Genomic DNA, 14,572 nt, shown 5'->3' with positions numbered 1-14,572 from the left:
CATGACCCCCGACGCCCCGGTTTCCGCGCCGCCCGCTCGCGGCAACTCGTTCCTCTTCCTGCTGGCCCCGGTTCTGATCGCCTTTATCGCCGGACTGGCGCTGATGGCCGCACTGTTCCGGTTCGGCGGCTGGGGCGAGCCTGAGGCCGTTCCCGCCCCCGTCGCGCCCGTCGCGGTCCAGCCCGCACTCTCGACCCCGCCGGTGGCCCCGGCCGGAACCGATCTCGCCACCCTGTCGGCGCGCGAACAGGCGCTCGCGGCACGGCTCGATGCGCTCGACAACCGGCTGCGCGCGACCGACGCCGATTCGCGTCAGGCCGCCAATCAGGCGGCGCGCGCAGAGGCGATGATGCTGGTGTTCGGCGCGCGCCGTTCGCTGGAGCGCGGGCAGGAGCTGGGCTTTATCGACCGCGAGCTGCGCCGGCGCCTCGGCCCCGTCGAGCCCCAGGCGGTGGCCACCGTCGTCCGCGCCGCCGCCGAGCCGGTGACGCTGGAGGATCTGCGCCTCGCCTTCGATCAGATCGCGCCGCGCCTGTCGACGTCCGAACCCGATGACAGCTGGCTGCACGCGCTCCAGCGCGAGCTCAGCAATCTGGTGATCGTGCGCAAACAGGATTCGCCCAGCCCGCATCCGCGCGAACGGCTGGCTCGCGCGCGCCGCCTGCTCGCCCAGGCCCATGTCGAAGCAGCGCTCGCCGAAGTGGCGCGTCTGCCCGGCGCGCAGGGCGCGGAAAGCTGGATGGCGGCCGCCGGTCGCTATATCGAAACCCGCCGGGCGCTCGATCGGCTGGAGGAGGCGGCGATGACGCTCGCCACCCAGCCCGCAACCGCTCAGACCCCGGCACCCCGGTAACAGACGCTTTAGGAGAGAGACATGGCCGAGATGGGCCGGTTCGACTGGCAGGATCCGTTCGCACTCGACGCGCAGTTGACCGATGAGGAGCGGATGGTCCGCGACGCCGCGCGCGCCTATGCGCAGGAACAGCTGCTGCCGCGCGTCACCCGCGCGTTCCTCGACGAGACTTTCGACCGCGAGATCATGTCGGAAATGGGCCAGCTCGGCCTGCTCGGGCCGACCATTCCCGAAACCTATGGCGGCGCGGGCCTTGGCTATGTCGCCTATGGCCTGGTCGCGCGTGAGGTCGAGGCAGTCGATTCAGGATATCGCAGCGCGATGAGCGTGCAGTCGAGCCTCGTGATGCACCCGATCCATGCCTATGGGACGGAGGAACAGAAGCGGAAGTATCTGCCCAAGCTGGCGAGCGGCGAATGGGTCGGCTGTTTCGGTCTCACCGAACCCGATGCGGGCAGCGACCCGGGCGGAATGCGCACCCGGGCGGTCAAGATCGACGGCGGCTACAAGCTCACCGGATCGAAGATGTGGATCACCAACTCGCCGATCGCCGATGTCTTCGTCGTCTGGGCGAAGAGCGAGGCGCATGGCGGCGGGATCAAGGGCTTCGTCCTCGAAAAGGGAATGAAGGGCCTGTCCGCCCCCAAGATCGAGGGCAAGCTGTCCCTGCGCGCATCGATCACCGGCGAAATCGTGATGGACGGGGTCGAGGTCGGCGAGGACGCGCTGCTTCCCGAGGTTCAGGGGCTCAAGGGCCCGTTCGGCTGCCTCAACCGCGCACGCTACGGCATCGCCTGGGGCACGATGGGGGCAGCCGAGGCATGTATGCAGGCCGCACGCCAGTACACGCTCGACCGCGCCCAGTTCGGCCGCCCGCTCGCGGCGACGCAGCTCGTCCAGCTCAAGCTGGCCAACATGGAAACCGAGATCGCGCTCGGGCTTCAAGCGGCGCTGCGCTGCGGCCGCATGTTCGATGAGGGGACGCTGGCGCCCGAGGCGATCAGCATCATCAAGCGCAACAATTGCGGCAAGGCGCTCGATATCGCCCGCGTCGCGCGCGACATGCATGGCGGCAACGGCATTTCCGCCGAATTCCACGTCATGCGCCACGCGATCAACCTCGAAACGGTCAACACCTATGAGGGCACGCACGACGTCCACGGCCTGATCCTGGGTCGCGCAATCACCGGGATCGCCGCGTTTTGATCTGCGGTTCAGCAAAGCTGAACCGGGCGGCACCAGCCCGCTCCCCCACCCGGCCACCCACAGCGTATCCTGAATGGGTGGCCGGGTGGGGGAGCGGGCTGGTGCCGGTCCGGCGTAGCCGGACACAATATCCATGACACCGGACCGGCAGCCGGTGCTGGAGGGCGAGCTGGTCACCATTCGCCCGCTGCGTGCGGAAGATTGGGACGCGCTGTTCGCGGTGGCGTCGGACCCGCTGATCTGGGAACTCCATCCGGCGCAGGACCGCTGGCGAGAGCCGGTGTTCCGCAACTTCTTCGCCGAGGCGCTGGCCTGCGGCGGCGGCCTGGCGATCCTCGACCGGGCGAGCGGCGCGGTCATCGGCTCGAGCCGTTACGATTTCTGGGTGCCCCAGGAAGACGAGATCGAGATCGGCTGGACCTTCATCGCCCGTGTCTATTGGGGCGGGACGTACAATCGCGAGGTCAAGCAACTGATGCTCGACCATATCCATCGCTTCGTGCGCCGCGTCGTCTTCCTTGTCGGGCGGGACAATCTCCGCTCACGCGGCGCCATGGCGAAGATCGGCGGGACGCTGATCGAAGGGCGCACGCACCGCGGCGGCGGGCAGGTCTTCCCCGACCATGTCGTCTACGAGATCTGCCGCCCATGAAACCGCTCGCCGGGATCAAGGTGGTCGAGCTCGCCCGCATCCTTGCCGGGCCATGGTGCGGACAACTGCTCGCCGATCTGGGTGCTGAGGTCATCAAGGTCGAGCGCCCGGGCGCCGGCGACGACACCCGCCACTGGGGACCGCCCTTCCTGCACGACGCCGATGGCGCGAACCGCGACGCCGCCTATTATCACTCCGCCAATCGCGGCAAGACCGCGCGATTCATCGACATCGCCACACCCGCGGGACAGGAAGAAGTGCGCGCGCTGGTCGCCGACGCCGATGTCGTGATCGAGAATTACAAGGTTGGCGGGCTCGTCAAATACGGCCTCGGCCATGCCAGCCTAAGCGCGATCAACCCACGCCTCGTCACCTGCTCGATCACCGGTTTCGGCCAGACCGGCCCCTATGCCCATCGCGCCGGATACGATTTCATCATTCAGGGGATGGGCGGGATCATGTCGCTGACCGGCGAGCCCGACGGCGCGCCGCAAAAGGCGGGGATCGCCTATGCCGACATCTTCACCGGGGTCTATTCCGCCGTCGCGATCCTCGCCGCGCTGCGCCAGCGCGATGCGACGGGGAAAGGCGCACATATCGATATGGCGCTACTCGACACGCAGGTCGCGGTGCTCGCCAATCAGGCGCTCAACTGGATGGCCAACCCGGCCAAGATCCCGCATCGCATGGGCAATGGCCATGCCAACCTCGCCCCCTATCAGGCGTTCACCGCCAGCGACGGCGACCTGATCATCGCGGTCGGCAATGACGGGCAGTTCCGCAGGCTGTGCGCCGTGCTCGGCCTGCCCCTCGCCGACGACCCCGATTTCGCGACCAATCCCGCGCGGGTGCGCAACCGCGCCCGGCTGATCGCGCCGATCCAGGCTGCGGTTGCGGACTGGACCAAACAGGCATTGTCCGATGCGCTGGAGCGCGAGGGCGTTCCCGCCGGTCCGATCAACACGGTCGATGAGGTATTCGCCGACCCGCAGGTGATCGCGCGTGGGATGCGGATCGCGGCCGACGGGCTTCCCGGCGTTGCCAGCCCGATCGTGATCGACGGCCAGCGCATGGTTTCCGACCGCGCCAGCCCAGCACGTCCCGGGGAAGATTAAGCTGCCGCCGCGCGACATCGCCGTGGCGGGATGCGGCACCGCGGGGCTTGCCGCAGCCTTGCTTCTCCACCGCGACGGCCATCGCGTCACATTGTTCGAGCGGTTCGACACGCCGCGCCCGCTCGGCTCGGGCCTGCTGATCCAGCCAACCGGGCAGGCAGTCCTGCGCGCATTGGGGCTGGAAGCCGAACTGGTCGCGCGCGGCGCGCGGGTCGAGCGGCTGATCGGCCATGCGGGCGGTCGCTGCGTCCTCGATGTTCACTATGCCGCCCTGAAGCGCGACGGCGTAGGGATCGGCGTCCATCGCGCGACTTTGTTCGCGATCCTGTACGACGCGGTGTGTGCCGAAGGGATACTGATCGAGGCGGGTCGCGCGATCACTGGCTGTGCGGACGGCCGCCTGCACTTCGCGGACGGCGTACGAACAGGGCGCTTCGACCTGATCGTCGATGCAATGGGCAGTCGCTCGCCGCTCGTCCCCGCGACCCGCCCTCTGGCATTCGGCGCGCTCTGGGCCGATCTCGACTGGGCGGGCGGCTTCCTCCCCAATGCGCTCCAGCAACGCTATCGCCGGGCGAGCGTGATGGCGGGGGTGCTGCCCATCGGGACGCCGGCCCACGCCGCTGGCCCTCGTGCGGCCCTGTTCTGGTCGCTGCGCGGCGACCGGCTGACGGACTGGCGCGCGGCGGGGCTGGCGTCGTGGAAAGCGGAGGTGCTGGCGCTATGGCCTGCAACTGCGCCGCTCCTCGATCAGATCGCCGATCCCGGTCAGCTCAGCTTCGCCAGCTATTGCCATCGCACGTTACGCCATCCGGTCGAGCCGGGCCTGATCCATCTCGGCGATGCCTGGCATTCGACGAGTCCGCAGCTGGGGCAGGAGGCCAACATGGCGTTGCTCGACGCCTATGCCCTCGCGCTCGGCCTGCGCCGCGCGCGCACGCTCCCCGACGCGCTTGCCGAAATGATCCCTGCGGCGGGACCAGATTCAGCTTTACCAACTGCTCAGCCATTTGCTGACCCCGGTCTATCAGTCCGACGGCATGGCGATTCCCTGGCTGCGCGATCGGGTGATGGGGCCGGTATCGAAGCGATGGCCGTTCACTGCGGCGCAGGCGGCACTGGTCAGCGGCGCGGTCGGCCACCCGCTCGCGCGGCTGGGACTCGACGCCTGAGCCAGGCACGCAACGCTCCGGTCCGCGCCTCGGTCTGTGCCGCAAACAGCCACGCCGCGGCGAGTGCCAGCACCATGATCGCCACCGCCGCCAGCGCAGCCCCTGCATCCGGAGCCAGCCGTGCGTCTCCGACGACCCACCCCGCCGCCAGCGCCATCAGCGGAAAATGGATGGCGTAGAGCGAAAAGCTCGCCCGCGCGCCATAAGCGGCAAGCGGACCGAGCGCGCCAAACCGGGGCGGGTCGCTGCGCAACAAGGCGAAAAGGAACAGCGCGAAACTGGCGGCCTCGATCGGGTCCTCGACCCCGAAATCGCCCGTTCGTCCCCAGAGCAACACCGCCAGGCACAACAGGCCGACCGGAACCGGCGCCCAGCGTGGCAGGCGCCGCTCGGGCCATCGCCGCTCCAGACCATGGAGCGCCGCGCCGCAGAGCCAGCTCAGAAATCCGAACGCGATCTCCGGATTTGCAAAGGCGATCGCCAGGCTCGCCAGCGCGATTCCGGGCCGCTGATATCGCAGCGCCAGATACAGCGCCGGAAACCAGAGATAATACCAGAATTCGAACGCAAGGCTCCACAAAGGACCGTTGCTGCCGAACGGCGGGACGATCAGATGCTGCAGGAACAGCAGGTTGCCGATCAGCGCCCGCACCGTCAGCGACTGCGACAGATCCTGGGTGAACACCCACGCCCCGGTCAGGCCGTGATGGGTGGGCAGCGCGAGGACGCTGTAACCGATCCAGTCGAGCGCTCCACCGATGGCGAGCGCGGGGACCAGCACGATCCCCAGCCGCGCGACCCGGTCGATCAGATAATCGTCCCAGCGCCAGCCTCGCGCCGCCCGCCCGGTCACGCTGCGCGCGATCCAATAGCCACTGAGCACGAAGAACAGGATCACCGCCGAATGCGCAAATCCGGCCAGGAAATAGCCTGCGCGAATCAGCAGCGAGGCGGTCGGCCGATAATCCTCGATCAACAGACCCCATAGATGGCCAAAGGCGACGGTGAGCGCGAGCACCGCCCGCATCGCATCCATGTAGAACCATGCCGGTCGGGACGTCTCCGCCCCCGCCGCGTCACGCGGGTTCAGCCGCGCACCCGTGTCGCGAGCGCCTGCGCACCGGCGGGCGCCCGCACCTTGCCGCCATGAATGAAGAAAACGAAGGTCTCGCGCGGCGTTCCGGGCGGATCGCGTTCCTCGACATAGGGCAGCCCGGCGGGGCGCCCGCCCGACGCCCAGCAGCGCGCAGCCTCGGCCCAGCGATCCAGCTCAGCCTCTGGATAGCAGAGCGGATTGTCGTCCGCGCCCGATTCGAGCCGCGCATAGACGAAATCGCCGGTGATATCGGCGATCGCGGGATAATCGGGCGAATGGGCATAGACGATCGCCACCCCGGCATTGCGGCACAGCGTCAAGAATTCGGGCACCGCAAAGCTCTCATGCCGCACCTGCACCGCGTGGCGCAGCCTTACCCCATCATGGCTGGCGGGCAGCAGCTTCAGGAACGCGCTGAAGTCGTCGGCGTCAAACTTCTTGGTCGCCATGAACTGCCACAGGATCGGACCGAGCCTGTCGCCCAGTTCGACAATGCCTTGGCCGACAAATTTCGCGACCGATTCGCCGGCGTCCGCCAGGACCTTTCTATTGGTGCAATAGCGCGACGCCTTGACCGCGAAGACGAAGTCGTCGGGCACGCTTGCCGCCCATCCGGCGAAAGTCGCGGGCTTGAACCCCGAATAATAGGTGCCGTTGATCTCGATCGCGGAAAGCTGGCGGCTGGCGAATTCCAGCTCCTTCTTCTGCGCCAGCCCCTCGGGGTAAAAGGTCCCGCGCCACGGCTCGAAGGTCCAGCCGCCAATGCCGGTGCGAATGGGTGCCGGATGTTCAGATCGCGTCATGCCGCGTATCTAGCGCGCTGCCACACCGCCGCACATCACGAAATACGCGTCCAGGTCTGCGATTTGCAGATGAAACCCAGCACACAGCCGCGCCCGATCATCGAATCGCCCTCGATCCGCATCTGGCCGGAAAAGGTGCGGTTCATGTCGGGCACGAATACCTTGCCCTTATATTTGCCCGGCGCGACCTCGCGAAATTCGCGAAACAGGTTCGCGCCGACCAGCCGATCCGTGCCGCCCTTGCGCGCATCGGCCTTGGCCTTCTCGCTCGCCCAGATCACGGTGCCGCACACCCCCTCGCCACAGGGCGTGATGCGAATGTGCACGCTGTTGCTGGGGTTACGCCACTCGCTCGCGACAAGCTGCGCAGCGCCGTTTCCGGCAGCGTCCGCACCGCCCAGCGGCGCGGCCAGGATCGCCAGCCCTGCCACCGCCATCATCCATGCGCGCGGACGCACCGTGCGCCGCATCGGTCCCTCAATCGTCATGGTTGAATCTCCGTCATGTTCTTTGGAATCACGCCTGCGCGCGCCAAACCATTTTGAACAGACAAGTAGGCACGCCCGCAGGCCGGAAAAGGGCGAGAAGGAGGCAATTTTCGAAACGGCGCGTTTGGGAATGAAGCCATTACAGCGGCCCGCGCGCGATGGGCTTAGAACCACTTGCCTAGCGCTTCAGCGCGAAGGGCCAACAAAAAACCCAAGGGTTCAAACGAACTGGGCGTGAGCAAACCCACGCTATCGCCGCAGGAAAACTGGAGCGGGCGAAGGGATTCGAACCCTCGACCCCAACCTTGGCAAGGTTGTGCTCTACCCCTGAGCTACGCCCGCTCGCTGGCGCCGATGTGCCCGCTCGAAAAGGCCGAGGGGGCGGGGCAAGGTGGCGGCCTCTAGCAGCGGGTTTGTGGGTCTGCAAGCCATGATTTTATGAAAGTGCGGCACCGGCCCGCTCCCCCACCCGGCCACCCATCGACAGGATATTCTGAAATGGGTGGCCGGGTGGGGGAGCGGGCCGGTGCCGGGGCGGCGAAGCCGACCAAATTGATCAAATCCCTTGGCCCTGACGCCGCGAACGCCCAAATAGGGCATTGACGCATTGCTCGAACGACAAGGGATTCGCCGTGGCCACGCTTGGACTTTCGCCCGCAGAGAAGGACGCCGTCGAGGCATTTCGCCGGGACGTTGCCGAACCGTCGATGACGAAGCTCGTCATCCTCGATTTCTGGGCCGAATGGTGCGGGCCGTGCAAGTCGCTGGCGCCCGTGCTGGAAAAGGTTGCCGCCGATTATGCCGACAAGGGCGTGATGCTGGCGAAGATCGACGTCGACGCCAATCAGTTCATCGCCGCGCAGTTCCAGGTGCGCTCGATCCCCACCGTCTATGCGATGTTCCAGGGCCAGCTGGTCGCCGATCTGACCAACGCGCGGACCGAATCGCAGCTCAAATCGATGCTCGACCAGATTCTCAAGCAGATCCCGGTGCAGAGCGAGGCCGGCGATCAGGCCGCCGAACTCGAACCGCTGCTGGCGATGGGCGAGGAGGTGCTGGCGGGCGGCGAGACCGAGCGCGCGCTGTCGATCTTCGAACAGATCGCCGAAATCGCGCCGGAAAACCCGCGGGCTGCGGCCGGCCGCGCGCGCGCGCTGACCGCGCTGGGTCGCCTCGACGAGGCTGCCGCCGTGCTCGACGCGCTGCCCGCCGACGCGGCCAAGGCGCCCGAGGTCGAGCGCGCCCGCGCCGCGCTCAGCATCGCGCAGGAGGCTCCGGCCGCGGCAGATGACAGCGAGCTCGGCGACCTGCGCGCCCGGGCCGCAGGCGGCGACATGGAGGCGCGCTACGACCTCGCCGGCGCGCTGATGGGCAGCGACCGCGAGGGCGCCGCCGAAACGCTGCTGGCGATGATCGCGGAGGACAAGGAGTGGAACGAGGGCGCCGCCCGCGCACGCCTGCTCAAGCTGTTCGAGGCGGTCGGTCTGGAAGACCCCTGGGTCTCGACGCAGCGCCGCAAGCTCTCCGCCATATTGTTCGGATGAGCGCGACCAGGCTCTCGATCTTCCCGCTGCCGGGCGCACTGCTGTTTCCCGGTATGCATTTGCCGTTGCACATCTTCGAGCCGCGCTACCGCGCGATGGTGACCGATTCGCTCGCCCGCGACCGGCGCATCGCGATGATCCAGCCGAAAGCCGGGGGTGAGAAGCCGCCGCTGTTCGAAATCGGCTGTGTCGGTCGTATCGCCGATGTCGAGGCGCTGGAGGATGGTCGGTTCAATATCGTGCTGGAGGGGCTCTCGCGCTTCCGCATCCTGCGCGAGCTGGACGTGACGACCCTGTTCCGCCAGGTCGAGGCCGAGCTGATCGCCGATCCGCAGGACGAAACGCTCTCGATGGGCGAACGCGCCGCGCTCGAACTCGAATCGCGCCGCTTCGCCGAATCTCAGGGCTATGCGGTCGACTGGAACGCGGTCGCGCGACTCGACGACCAGAATCTCGTCAACGGCATCGCCCAGATTGCCCCCTTCGACCCCGCCGCCAAACAGGCGCTGCTCGAAGCCGACACGATTCGGGACCGCGCCGAACTGATCGTCCAGCTGATGCAGTTCTTCGGTCGACACGAAGGGGAAGCGGGGACGTTGCAGTAGACAAATCCTCCCCGGAACGGGGAGGGGGACCATTCGGAGCATGGTGGAGGGGGCCCGCGGCAATCGATTCGGTTTTAGGAGGGGCCCCTCCGTCAGCGCTGCGCGCTGCCACCTCCCCGTGCCGGGGAGGATTTTTTCAAGCCATCTCCCCATGCAGCAATCGGGGCACCTTGCCCGATTCGCCGCGTGCTTCGCTCATGAACCAGTTCTTGAGCGTCGGAATCCGGTCCACCGCCGACAGCCCGAACCGCCGCGCCGCGTTCGCCGCTCCGCCCGGAATCCCGAACAGATGCGTCAGCGCGTCGGTGGCGATGCTGACCATCATCGTGTCGAGGCTGCGCCAGCGTTCGTAGCGCGACAGCAGCGCGGGGTCGCCCATGTCGAGCCCCAGCCGTTTCCCCTCGACCAGCACCTCGACCAATGCCGCGACGTCGCGAAAGCCGACATTCACGCCCTGTCCCGCGATCGGGTGGATGCCATGCGCGGCGTCGCCGACCAGCGCCAGCCGCTCCGCCGTTATCTTGGCGGCATGATGGAAGCCGAGCGGATAGCTGAAACGCGGGCCGAGCGGCCCGAGCTTCCCCAGAAACCCGCCCATCTTCTTGTCCGCCTCGGCCAGGAAGCCGCGTTCGGACAATTTCATCATTCCGGCTTCCTCGCTGCGCTTCACCGACCACACGATCGCCGAGCGATGCCCGGCCTCGTCGTCGTTCAGCGGCAGGATCGCGAACGGCCCCTGCGGGTAGAAAATCTCGAACGCGGTATTTTCGTGACTATGCTCATGGTGGAGGGAGGTCACGATCGCGGCATGGTCATAGGTCCAGCGCGCCACCCGCAGCAGCGCCGCGTCGCGCGTCGGCGACGCACGCCCCTCCGCACCGATCAGCAATTGCGCGCGCACCGTCTCGCCCGAATCGAGTGTCGCGGTGACGCCATGCGCATCGCGATCGACCGACAAGGCGCGGGTCTTCATCCGCACATCGACCAGCGGTGCGCGCTGTGCCGCCGCCATCAGCGCCCGGCGCAGGTCGCGATTCTCGAACATCGTGCCGAGCGCGCCCTCGCCCTCCTGCGGGTCGAAGTCCAGCTTGCCGGGCTTCAACCCGTCCGACACGCGGATGCTCTCGATCGGGCACCCCTTGCCCGCCAGATCCTCGGCCAGCCCGATGGCTTCGAGCATCCGCAACGGCGCTGCCGCAATCGCCGATGCGCGCCCGTCATGGCTCGCGGCGAGGATCGCGTCAGGATCGGCGGGATCGATCACGATGCTGGAAATGCCGTGCGCGTCGAGCGCCACGGCCAGCGCGCTCCCGACCAATCCGCCGCCAAGGATGAGAAGGTCTGCCTGGGTCATATCCCGCACCTAATCGCTCGCTCGGCTTGACGCCAGACTCCGCAGGGGGGATGATCGGAACGATTACCGAACATGCGGGTGGGAATGATGGCGAGCCGGGCGCAGCCGATGCTGTGGCGTGACACGATGAAGGCGGGGGCGCGGCGGAGCGGGGCGCTGATCGGCGCGATCGCGCTGTTCCTGTTCACGCTCGCGGCAGTGCTCGCGATCGGCACCTATAATGGTGAGGATCCCTCGCTCAACACCGCGGCGGGCGGCCCCGCGCGCAACCTGCTCGGCACGCCCGGCGCCTGGCTCGCCGATCTGCTGCTCGCGATCGGCGGGCTTCCGATCGTGCTGCTCGCGCCCGTCGGGCTGATCGTCGCGACCCGGCTGTGGCGGGGCGAGCCGGCGGGGCGGTGGCGGCGAATGCTGCTTGGTGCCCTGGGCGGCATCGCGCTGATGGGCGCGGCGCTGGCCTTCGTCTCCAGCCGGGCGGTAATGGAACTGCCCGGCGGCTGGGGCGGCGTGGTCGGGCTCGGCATCGCCGGGGCGGCGCGGGCCGCACTGGCCCTGACGGGCGAGCCGCAAGTCACGCTTTGGGGCGCCCGCGCGATCGGCCTGCTCTGCGGCATTGCCGGCGTCGTCATCTGGGCGCGCAGCGTACAGATCGATTTCCGCCAGCATCTGCGAATGCCCCGACTCCCTCAGCGTGAGGGCATGACGGCCGCGCCGTTCGATGCCGACGAAGTCGATGACGCGGCCGATGTCTTCACCCCCGCCGCGCCACGCCCACGTAAGGTCGCTACGCCCGATGCGCGCCCCGGCCCGGTGATCGCCGAACGCACGCCCGCCCCCGCACCGCCCAAGGCGAAGCCGGTGCAGGCCAGCCTCGACTTCAAGGGGACGTACCAGCTCCCCCCGCTCACCCTGCTCAAGGAGCCGCCCAAGAGCGGCAATGCCGCGATCGACAAGGCGGCGCTGGAGCGCAACGCCCGGCTGCTCGAAAGCGTGCTCGACGATTTCCATGTGAAGGGCCAGATCGTCGAGGTGCGCCCCGGCCCGGTCGTGACGATGTACGAGCTGGAACCCGCGAGCGGCATCAAGGCGAGCCGCGTGATCCAGCTCGCCGACGATATCGCCCGCAACATGTCCGCCATCTCCGCGCGCGTCGCGACCATCCCCGGGCGCAGCGTGATCGGCATCGAGCTGCCCAATGCCAAGCGCGAGACGGTGAGCCTGCACGAGCTGATCGGCAGCGAAACTTTTGTCGACATGGGCGCGCAGCTGCCGCTGGTGCTGGGCAAGAACATCGCCGGCGATCCGGTGATCGCCGATCTCGCCCCGATGCCGCATTTGCTCGTCGCCGGCACCACCGGTTCGGGCAAGTCGGTCGGCCTCAACTGCATGATCCTGTCGCTGCTCTACCGGCTGACCCCCGATCAGTGCCGCATGATCATGATCGATCCCAAGATGCTGGAACTCAGCATGTACAAGGATATCCCGCATTTGCTGGCGGACGTGGTCACCGACCCGCCCAAGGCGGTGCGCGCGCTCAAATGGGCGGTCGAGCAGATGGAGGAGCGCTATCGGATGATGGCGAGCGTCAACGTCCGCTCGCTCGGCAGCTTCAACGACAAGGTGCGCCAGGCGCTGGCCAAGGGGCAAAAGCTCGGCCGCAAGGTGCAGGTCGGCTACGACCCCGAAACGCGCCAACCGCTCTATGAGGAGGAGACGCTCGACCTCACCCCGCTGCCGCAGATCGTCATCGTCGTCGACGAGCTTGCCGATCTGATGATGACCGCGGGCAAGGAAGTCGAATTCCTGATCCAGCGCCTCGCGCAAAAGGCGCGCGCCGCGGGCATCCACCTCATCATGGCGACCCAGCGCCCCTCGGTCGACGTCATCACCGGCGTCATCAAGGCGAACCTGCCGACCCGGATCAGCTTTCACGTCACGTCAAAAATCGACTCGCGCACGATTCTGGGCGAACAGGGCGCCGAGCAGCTGCTGGGCAAGGGCGACATGCTCTACATGCCCGGCGGCAAGCAGATCGCCCGCGTCCACGGCCCGTTCGTGTCGGATGAAGAGGTGATGGCGGTCGCCGATCACTGGCGCGCGCAGGGCGCCCCCGATTACATCTCTGCGGTCACCGAGGAACCCGAAGGCGGCGAATTCGCCCTCGACGGCGCCCCGACCGGCGAGGATTCGCCCGAGGAACAGCTCTACCGCCGCGCGGTGCAGCTGGTGGCGGAGAGCCAGAAGGCGTCCACGTCATGGCTCCAGCGCCAGCTGCGCGTCGGCTACAACAGCGCCGCGCGCCTGATCGAACGGATGGAAAAGGACGGCCTCGTCTCCCGCCCCGACCATGTCGGCCGGCGCGAGGTGCTGATGGATCAGGACGGGCGACCGCTGTGATCTCTCGATGAACCGGATCGACGACGCCATTCAGTCCGTTCGAGAAGGGACTTCGCTGTACTGGGCCTTTTACGATCCCGGCCAAATGTTTGTCGAGGTCAGGTTCGACGCCGAGGCCGATTCAAGCCCCACCTTCATTGCCCCGCCGGGCTGGCAGATCGACCGCATCGAACAGAACGGCGTGATGTATGTGCGCCGTTATCAACCGATAGGCCGCGCCGCAATTGAACTCATGCTGGAAGAGATGCTTCAGCACGCGGGGACCTATCGGTATCGCTTCCATTCCTGGCTCCACGGCGACGGCCTCGTATAGCCACGCCGCAGCCCTCACCCCTCGATATCGATCAACCCGATCAGCCAATCGTGGAACAGCTTCACCGGCCGCTGCTCCAGCGCACGGGGGCGGCAGACGAACCAGTAGCTGTACGGGCTCTTGACGCTCGGCTCGCCGAACAACGTCGCAATGCGGGGATCGTCCGGATCGATTCGGTGCGAATCGAGCATGAACGCAACGCCCACGCCCTGCGCCGCCGCCTCCAGCATCAGCGATCCCGAATCGAACAGATCGATCGACACCGGCTCCAGATCCGGCAGGCCAAGCGCGGTGCGCCAGATCTCGAAACTGTCCGCCATGTCGCGATGCGCCAGGATCGAATAGCCGGCCAGTTCCTCGGGCCGCCCGATCGCCTGCGGCCCCTGCGCCAGCCGCCGTGCCGCTACCGGACGGATGCGGTTGCGGTCGAGGCGGCGGCCGTACAGCGTCGGTTCGATATCGCGCGCCAGCACGATCGCCGCGTCCAGCCCGTCGCCCAGCCGGGACATGCCATGCCCGCCGGTATCGATGTCGAGATGGAGCTGCGGGTGCACCGCACGCAATGCGGTAAGGTGCGGCAACAGCCGCTGGGTCGCGAACAGCGACGGCGTGCCCAATCTCAGCCGCAGCAGTTCGGCACCGCTGTTCATGCTCTCGATCGCGTCGCTCATCGTGTCGAGCGCGGGGGCGATCAGGTGCAGCAACCGTTCGCCCTCGGCATTCAGCTTCATCGCCTGATGCCGCCGCTCGAACAATTGCTTGCCGATGAACCGCTCAAGCGCCTGAACCCGGCGGCTCAGCGCGGGGGAGGATAGCGCCAGCTCTTCCGACGCCGCCTTGACCGATCCGAGCCGTGCGACCTGGACGAACGCTTCGATGGCGGTGAGGGGCGGAAGCCTGCGCATCGGTTATATTTCTGTGGTGCAGCGTAGCACTTTGCAACCCAATCTCGGGCGGGGCGTCCCCATGACACC

General features: G+C 67.4%; 13 protein-coding genes, 1 tRNA gene and 1 pseudogene. 9 read left to right on the top strand and 6 right to left on the bottom strand.

Annotated features, from left to right (window positions below; all coding sequences use genetic code 11):
* The first annotated feature begins 1 nt into the window (after nucleotide 1).
* The 5 genes and pseudogenes from FPZ54_RS14745 to FPZ54_RS20240 all read left to right on the top strand — a co-directional run.
* On the top strand, nucleotides 2–853 hold the full coding sequence (locus FPZ54_RS14745; RefSeq protein WP_145848410.1) for a hypothetical protein: 852 nt from the start codon (nucleotides 2–4) through the stop codon (nucleotides 851–853).
* Nucleotides 854–874: 21 nt separating this feature from the next.
* Nucleotides 875–2,059: an acyl-CoA dehydrogenase gene (locus FPZ54_RS14740; protein WP_145848408.1), complete on the top strand. Its 1,185-nt coding sequence runs from the start codon at nucleotides 875–877 to the stop codon at nucleotides 2,057–2,059.
* 133 nt (nucleotides 2,060–2,192) lie between these two features.
* A complete protein-coding gene (locus FPZ54_RS14735; RefSeq protein ID WP_145848406.1) occupies nucleotides 2,193–2,711 on the top strand; it encodes a GNAT family N-acetyltransferase in 519 nt (172 codons plus the stop codon).
* Nucleotides 2,708–3,826 (top strand): CaiB/BaiF CoA transferase family protein, encoded by a 1,119-nt coding sequence (locus FPZ54_RS14730; protein ID WP_145848404.1) that lies wholly within the window; start codon nucleotides 2,708–2,710, stop codon nucleotides 3,824–3,826. Before FPZ54_RS14735 ends, FPZ54_RS14730 begins: the two co-directional genes overlap by 4 nt.
* A 22-nt stretch (nucleotides 3,827–3,848) precedes the next feature.
* A pseudogene (locus FPZ54_RS20240) lies at nucleotides 3,849–3,986 on the top strand (NAD(P)-binding protein); the annotation flags it as partial.
* Between the two features lie 962 nt (nucleotides 3,987–4,948).
* Here the strand turns inward: FPZ54_RS20240 and FPZ54_RS14720 are convergent.
* The 4 genes from FPZ54_RS14720 to FPZ54_RS14705 all read right to left on the bottom strand — a co-directional run bounded on the left by FPZ54_RS14720 (nucleotide 4,949) and on the right by FPZ54_RS14705 (nucleotide 7,727).
* Nucleotides 4,949–6,034 (bottom strand): acyltransferase family protein, encoded by a 1,086-nt coding sequence (locus FPZ54_RS14720; RefSeq protein ID WP_145848402.1) that lies wholly within the window; start codon nucleotides 6,032–6,034, stop codon nucleotides 4,949–4,951.
* Nucleotides 6,035–6,084: 50 nt separating this feature from the next.
* Complete coding sequence (locus FPZ54_RS14715) at nucleotides 6,085–6,897, bottom strand: DUF72 domain-containing protein (protein ID WP_145848400.1); 813 nt, start codon at nucleotides 6,895–6,897, stop codon at nucleotides 6,085–6,087.
* Nucleotides 6,898–6,932: 35 nt separating this feature from the next.
* Nucleotides 6,933–7,385, bottom strand: a complete 453-nt coding sequence (locus FPZ54_RS14710) for a DUF2147 domain-containing protein (RefSeq protein WP_239019595.1) — start codon at nucleotides 7,383–7,385, stop codon at nucleotides 6,933–6,935.
* A 267-nt stretch (nucleotides 7,386–7,652) separates the two neighbouring features.
* Nucleotides 7,653–7,727: transfer RNA gene (locus FPZ54_RS14705), tRNA-Gly, on the bottom strand.
* Between the two features lie 290 nt (nucleotides 7,728–8,017).
* Here FPZ54_RS14705 and FPZ54_RS14700 point away from each other — a divergent pair.
* Nucleotides 8,018–8,929 carry a tetratricopeptide repeat protein gene (locus FPZ54_RS14700; protein ID WP_145848398.1) on the top strand — a complete coding sequence of 304 codons (912 nt, stop codon included), beginning with the start codon at nucleotides 8,018–8,020 and terminating at the stop codon, nucleotides 8,927–8,929.
* Nucleotides 8,926–9,534 carry an LON peptidase substrate-binding domain-containing protein gene (locus FPZ54_RS14695; RefSeq protein ID WP_145848396.1) on the top strand — a complete coding sequence of 203 codons (609 nt, stop codon included), beginning with the start codon at nucleotides 8,926–8,928 and terminating at the stop codon, nucleotides 9,532–9,534. The genes FPZ54_RS14700 and FPZ54_RS14695 overlap by 4 nt, the downstream gene beginning before the upstream one ends.
* A 136-nt stretch (nucleotides 9,535–9,670) precedes the next feature.
* Here FPZ54_RS14695 and FPZ54_RS14690 read toward each other — a convergent pair whose 3' ends face one another.
* Nucleotides 9,671–10,888: an FAD-dependent monooxygenase gene (locus FPZ54_RS14690; protein ID WP_145848394.1), complete on the bottom strand. Its 1,218-nt coding sequence runs from the start codon at nucleotides 10,886–10,888 to the stop codon at nucleotides 9,671–9,673.
* Nucleotides 10,889–10,975: 87 nt separating this feature from the next.
* Here FPZ54_RS14690 and FPZ54_RS14685 point away from each other — a divergent pair, with 87 nt between their 5' ends.
* The gene (locus FPZ54_RS14685) at nucleotides 10,976–13,285 is read left to right on the top strand and encodes an FtsK/SpoIIIE family DNA translocase (protein WP_145849897.1); all 2,310 of its coding nucleotides are present in this window, start codon (nucleotides 10,976–10,978) and stop codon (nucleotides 13,283–13,285) included.
* Nucleotides 13,286–13,292: 7 nt separating this feature from the next.
* Complete coding sequence (locus FPZ54_RS14680) at nucleotides 13,293–13,598, top strand: hypothetical protein (protein WP_145848392.1); 306 nt, start codon at nucleotides 13,293–13,295, stop codon at nucleotides 13,596–13,598.
* A gap of 14 nt (nucleotides 13,599–13,612) precedes the next feature.
* Here FPZ54_RS14680 and FPZ54_RS14675 read toward each other — a convergent pair whose 3' ends face one another.
* The gene (locus FPZ54_RS14675; protein ID WP_145848391.1) at nucleotides 13,613–14,503 is read right to left on the bottom strand and encodes a LysR substrate-binding domain-containing protein; all 891 of its coding nucleotides are present in this window, start codon (nucleotides 14,501–14,503) and stop codon (nucleotides 13,613–13,615) included.
* Between the last annotated feature and the right edge of the window lie 69 nt (nucleotides 14,504–14,572).

The organism is Sphingomonas suaedae (assembly GCF_007833215.1).
Lineage (GTDB): Bacteria > Pseudomonadota > Alphaproteobacteria > Sphingomonadales > Sphingomonadaceae > Sphingomonas > Sphingomonas suaedae.
This window is presented reverse-complemented; position numbering and strand designations above follow the sequence as displayed.